General features: G+C 72.9%; 4 protein-coding genes. All 4 read left to right on the top strand.

Annotated elements, in window-relative coordinates; translation table 11 throughout:
* Window positions 1-205: 205 nt before the first annotated feature.
* On the top strand, window positions 206-832 hold the full coding sequence (locus ACFUK0_RS39215; RefSeq protein ID WP_380258702.1) for an MFS transporter: 627 nt from the start codon (window positions 206-208) through the stop codon (window positions 830-832).
* A 125-nt stretch (window positions 833-957) separates the two neighbouring features.
* On the top strand, window positions 958-3123 hold the full coding sequence (pta, locus tag ACFUK0_RS39220; protein ID WP_380258704.1) for a phosphate acetyltransferase: 2166 nt from the start codon (window positions 958-960) through the stop codon (window positions 3121-3123).
* Window positions 3120-4346, top strand: coding sequence for an acetate kinase (locus ACFUK0_RS39225; protein WP_380258706.1), 1227 nt, complete (start codon window positions 3120-3122; stop codon window positions 4344-4346). Before pta ends, ACFUK0_RS39225 begins: the two co-directional genes overlap by 4 nt.
* A 112-nt stretch (window positions 4347-4458) precedes the next feature.
* Window positions 4459-5889: a pyruvate kinase gene (gene pyk, locus ACFUK0_RS39230; protein WP_380258708.1), complete on the top strand. Its 1431-nt coding sequence runs from the start codon at window positions 4459-4461 to the stop codon at window positions 5887-5889.
* Window positions 5890-5939: the final 50 nt, after the last annotated feature.

Consider the following 5939-nt stretch of genomic DNA (forward strand, 5'->3'; position numbering starts at 1 on the left):
GGCCGGCGCGCGACACGCGCGCCGGCCACCTCGCCGTGTCACGACCCGGCCGGCACCCGCCCGGATCCCGTGCCCGGGGTCTTCTCGGCCCCTGGGCTGCGACCGGTTGCGTCCGCGGGCCGGTGACGCGCCCCGGGCCCGGAACCGCGGGGCGGCGCACGGCGTCCCATCCCGTACTGCCGTCGTCCGCCCTGGGGGCCCGCCCGTGTGGTTCCTGCTGGGCCTGGTCTTCGCCGTCGTGCCGCTGTCGGCCTGGGGGCTGCTCGCGCGGACCAGGCAGGCCGGCCCGACGGTCGGCGTCGCGCTGGCGGCCTGTGCGGGCCTGCTGGTGGCCGTGCAGCACGGCTGGGTGTCCGCGCCCCGGGCCGACGCGCACCTCCTCCACGTACCGGTGACGGCGCTGCTGATCGCCTTCGGCGTCGGCCTCGAACGGCACCAGGAGGGGCCGGGCGGGAGCGAGTGGGCGCGCCGCCGGAGCGCGGTCACCGGCCTGCTGGCGGCCCAGTTCGCACTGACCCTCTGCGGCGCCCTGCTGTACGTGCTGACCCTGTCGGCCGAGGTGCCCCCCGAGCGGGCCGTGCCCCGGCTGCCGGCCGGCCTCACCGTGGTCTCGGAGTCCAGCAGCTGCGGCTCCGGCAACTGCTACCGCCTGCTGGAGATCGGCAGCACCACCGGGCTGACCGGCGAGGGGATCGTCCGCGCGCTCGGCCGTCCGCACGAGACCTGTCGCGCCAACGGCTGGCTGATCGACCGGCGTGACCTCTGCACCGGGGTCACGGTCGAGGGCGGGCGCGTGAAGCTCTACGTGACGCTCGCCGACCTGGTCGGCTGAACCCGCTGCCCGGCCCCCTGCGCCGCCACCCGCATGCGGACGCCCGGGGCGAATGCGAAGGTATGGTCGAAGAAACTCCCGCCAACGACGAGCCGGGAGCGCCCCTCACCGAACGGAGACACCACGTGGCGCGCAGCGTGTACGTGACCGGGATCGACCGGGGGGACGGCCGGCAGGCCGTCGAACTCGGGGTCATGGAACTGCTCACCCGTCAGGTGGACCGCGTCGGCGTCTTCCGCCCGCTCGTGCACGCGCACGCGCCCGGCGAGGCGGGCAGCGACCACGTCGTCGAACTCCTGCGGGACCGCTACCGGCTCGACCTGCCCACCACCGAGCTGTACGGCCTCACCTACGAGGCGGCCGCCGCACTCCAGGCCGCCCAGGGGCAGGACGAACTGGTCGGCGCCCTGGTGGAGCGGTTCCGGGCGCTGGAGCGCAAGTGCCAGGCCGTCCTGGTGCTGGGCACCGACTTCGCGGACACCAACATCCCCGACGAGCTGGCCTTCAACGCGCGGCTCGCCAACGAGTTCGGCGCCGCCGTGCTCCCGGTGGTCGGCGGGCACGCCGAGGATCCGGCGGCGGTCGTCGCCGAGGTCCGCAACGCCTACCGCGCCTACCGCGACCTGGGCTGCTCCAGCCTGGCGATGATCGCCAACCGGGTCGCCCCCGGCGCCAAGCAGCAGGTGCTGGCCGCGCTCAGCGAGAAGCTGCCCGTCCCGGCGTACGTGATCCCCGAGGAGCCGGCGCTGGCCGCGCCGACCGTGGCGCAGCTGGTCGAGGCGACCGGTGCGGAGGTGCTGCTCGGCGACGCGGCGGGCCTGGCCCGGGACGTGCGCGGGTTCGTGTTCGGCGGCGCGATGCTGCCGACCTTCCTCACCGCGCTGACCGAGGGGGCGCTGGTCGTCACCCCCGGGGACCGCGCCGACCTGCTGATCGGCTCGCTCGCCGCGCACGCCGCCGGCGCCCCGCCGATCGCCGGCGTCCTGCTGACGCTCGGGCAGCAGCCCGGTCCGAACGTGATGGCGCTGGCCACCCGGCTCGCCCCGGGCACGCCCGTCGCGGTCGTCCCCGAGGGCAGCTGGATCACCGCCGCCGCCCTGACCCACCTGGAGGGCAAGCTCAGCGCGGCCAGCCCCCGGAAGGCCGAGATCGCCCTCGGCCTGTTCGAACTGCACGTGGACACCGCCGAGTTGACCAAGCGGATCGAGCTGAGCCGGTCCGAGCGGGTGACGCCGATGATGTTCGAGCACGCGCTGCTGGAGCGGGCCCGCGCGGACCGCAAGCACGTCGTGCTGCCCGAGGGCACCGAGGAGCGGGTGCTGCGCGCCGCCGAGATCCTGCTGCGCCGCAACATCTGCGACCTCACCCTGCTCGGCGATCCCGACGCCGTCCGCCGGCGGGCCGCGGGGCTGGGGATCACGCTGCCGGCCGACAGCGCGACGCAGCCGGACGCGGCCGGGGAGCGCGCCCAGGTACGGATCGTCGACCCGGCGACCAGCCCGCTGCGCCAGCAGTTCGCCGAGCTGTACACCCGGCTGCGCGCCCACAAGGGCATGACGGTGGAGCTGGCCCTGGACGTCGTCACGGACGTCTCGTACTTCGGCACCCTGATGGTCCAGGAGGGCATCGCCGACGGGATGGTCTCGGGCGCCGTCCACTCCACGGCCGCGACCATCCGGCCGGCCTTCGAGGTGATCAAGACCTCGCCGGGCGCGGCGATCGTCTCCTCGGTCTTCTTCATGTGCCTGGCCGACGAGGTGCTGGTCTACGGCGACTGCGCGGTCAACCCCGACCCGGACGCCCAGCAGCTCGCCGACATCGCCGTCCAGGCCGCCGGGACGGCCGCCCAGTTCGGCGTGGCGCCGCGGGTCGCGATGCTCTCGTACTCGACCGGCACCTCGGGCTCCGGCGCCGACGTGGACAAGGTCCGCAAGGCCACCGGGATCGTCCGCGAACTGCGCCCCGACCTGCTGGTCGAGGGCCCGATCCAGTACGACGCGGCGGTGGACGCCAACGTCGCCGCGACCAAGCTGCCGGGCTCCGAGGTGGCCGGCCGGGCGACGGTGCTGATCTTCCCCGACCTGAACACCGGCAACAACACCTACAAGGCCGTCCAGCGGTCGGCCGGCGCGGTCGCGGTCGGCCCGGTCCTGCAGGGCCTGCGCAAGCCGGTCAACGACCTGTCGCGCGGCGCACTCGTCCAGGACATCGTGAACACGGTGGCGATCACCGCCATCCAGGCCCAGACCGGCCAACTCGTGAACAACCCCGAAGGAGCGCAGCAGAGTTGAGCGAAGGCACCCGCGTCCTCGTGCTGAACGCCGGCTCCTCGTCGGTGAAGTACCAGCTGATCGACATGCTCGACGGCTCCCGCCTCGCCTCCGGCCTGGTCGAGCGGATCGGCGAGCCCGGCGGCCAGCTCGTGCACACCCCGCCGGGCGGGGAGCGGCGCGAGTCGCCGCAGGTCTTCCCCGACCACGAGGCCGCCCTGAAGGCGGTCGCCGCGGAGCTCGCCGCCGACGGGCTCGACCTGGCGTCCCCCGAGCTGGCCGCGATCGGCCACCGGGTGGTGCACGGCGGCCTGCGCTTCACCGCGCCGACCGTGGTCACCGACGAGGTGCTGGCCGAGATCCGCCGGCTGATCCCGGTCGCGCCGCTGCACAACCCGGCGAACATCACCGGCATCGAGGTGGCCCGCGCCCTGCGCCCCGACCTGCCGCAGGTCGCCGTGTTCGACACCGCCTTCCACACCGGCATGCCCGAGTACGCGGCCCGCTACGCGATCGACCGGAAGGTGGCGGACGAGCACCGGGTGCGCCGGTACGGCTTCCACGGCACCTCCCACCAGTACGTCTCGCGGGAGACCGCCCGGCTGCTCGGCCGGGACCCGGCCGAGGTGAACGTGATCGTGCTGCACCTGGGCAACGGCGGCTCGGCCTCCGCCGTCCAGGGCGGCGTCTGCGTGGAGACCTCGATGGGGCTGACCCCGCTGGAGGGCCTGGTGATGGGCACCCGCTCCGGCGACATCGACCCGGGCGTGGTCTTCCACCTGCACCGGGTCGGCGGGATGTCGATCGACGAGATCGACGACCTGCTGAACCGCCGCTCCGGCCTGTTCGGCCTGTGCGGGGACAACGACATGCGGGAGATCATGCGCCGGGCCGAGGAGGGCGACCCGGACGCGGAGCTGGCCTTCCGCAGCTACGTGCACCGGCTGCGCAAGTACATCGGCGCCTACTACGCCGTGCTGGGCCGGGTGGACGCGATCGCGTTCACCGCCGGTGTCGGCGAGAACGCGGCGCCGGTGCGGGAGGCGGCGACGGCCGGGCTGGAGGCACTGGGCATCGCCGTCGACCCGGCACTGAACTCGGTCCGCTCCGGCCGGGCCCGGGTGATCTCCCCGGCGTTCCTGCGGACCGGCGGCGCTCCCCGGGTCACGGTCGCCGTGGTGCCCACCGACGAGGAGCTGGAGATCGCCCGGCAGGCCTTCGCCCTGGTGCACACCCCGGCCTGAGGGGCGCGGGGCCCGAGGGTGCCCCGCGTCTCAGGCCTCGGAATGCTTCGTTGGCGATTCCTCCCGATTCGGGCCGAATGCACCTATAACACGAACGGATAGACTGATCCATATGCGCCGAGCGAAAATTGTCTGCACCCTGGGTCCCGCGACGGACTCCTACGAACAGCTGAAGGCCATCGTCGAGGCGGGCATGAACGTCGCCCGACTGAACATGAGCCACGGCTCCCACACGGAGCACGAGGAGCGGTACCACAAGGTCCGCCAGGTCTCGGAGGACACCGGTCGCCCGATCGGTATCCTCGCCGACCTGCAGGGTCCGAAGATCCGTCTGGCCACCTTCGCCAACGGACCGGTGACCGTCGACAACGGCGACGAGTTCACCATCACCACCGAGGACGTCCCCGGTGACCAGCACATCTGCGGCACCACCTACAAGGGCCTGCCCGGCGACGTGAAGCCCGGCGACCCGGTCCTGATCAACGACGGCGTCATCGCCCTGGAGGTCGTCAGCGTCGACGGCCCGCGGGTGAAGACCGTGGTCATCGAGGGCGGCGTGCTCTCGAACAACAAGGGCATCAACCTCCCCGGTGCGGCCGTCAACGTCCCCGCCCTGTCCGAGAAGGACAAGGACGACCTCCGCTTCGCCCTGGAGCTGGGCGTCGACATGGTCGCCCTCTCCTTCGTCCGCAACGCCGCCGACATCGACGACGTGCACAAGGTGATGGACGAGGTCGGCAAGCGCGTCCCCGTCATCGCCAAGATCGAGAAGCCGCAGGCCGTCGAGGCCATGGAGGAGATCGTCCTCGCCTTCGACGCCATCATGGTCGCCCGTGGCGACCTCGCCGTCGAGTACCCGCTGGAGCGGGTGCCGTTGGTGCAGAAGCAGCTGATCACGCTGGCCCGCCGGAACGCCAAGCCGGTCATCGTCGCCACCCAGATGATGGAGTCGATGATCCACGCCTCGCGCCCGACCCGCGCCGAGGCCTCGGACGTCGCCAACGCCATCCTGGACGGTGCCGACGCGGTCATGCTGTCCGCCGAATCGAGCGTCGGCAAGTACCCGGTCGAGACGGTCCGCACCATGAGCCGGATCGCCGAGACGGCCGAGGAGGCACTGCTGGAGCAGGGCCTGCAGCCGCTCAACCCGGGCCGCAAGCCGCGCACCCAGGGCGGCTCGATCGCCCGCGCCGCGTGCGAGCTGGGCGACTTCCTGAACGCCAAGTCGCTGGTCGCGTTCACCAAGTCCGGTGACACCGCCCGCCGCCTGTCGCGCTACCGCTCGCCGATCCCGGTGATCGCGTTCACCCCGGACGCCGCCACCCGCAACCAGCTCACCCTGAGCTGGGGCGTCGAGTCGTACGTGACCGAGCAGGTCGGCTCGACCGACGAGATGGTGAGCCAGGTCGACCGCGAGCTGCAGAGCATCAGCAGCCTCGACGAGGGTGACACCGTGATCGTCACCGCCGGCTCGCCCCCCGGCGTCCCCGGCAACACCAACATGGTCCAGGTCCACCACCTGGGCACGCGCGGCGGCGTCTGACGCCCGCCCGCACCCCGAACGCCCGTGGGGCGGCCCCTCCGACTCGGAGG

Source organism: Kitasatospora sp. NPDC057223, from assembly GCF_042669755.1.
Lineage (GTDB): Bacteria > Actinomycetota > Actinomycetes > Streptomycetales > Streptomycetaceae > Kitasatospora.

Excerpts from the sequence above, each read along its gene's own strand:
- pyk (WP_380258708.1), top strand. The coding sequence starts at position 4,459 with ATGCGCCGAGCGAAAATTGTCTGCACCCTGGGTCCCGCGACGGACTCC.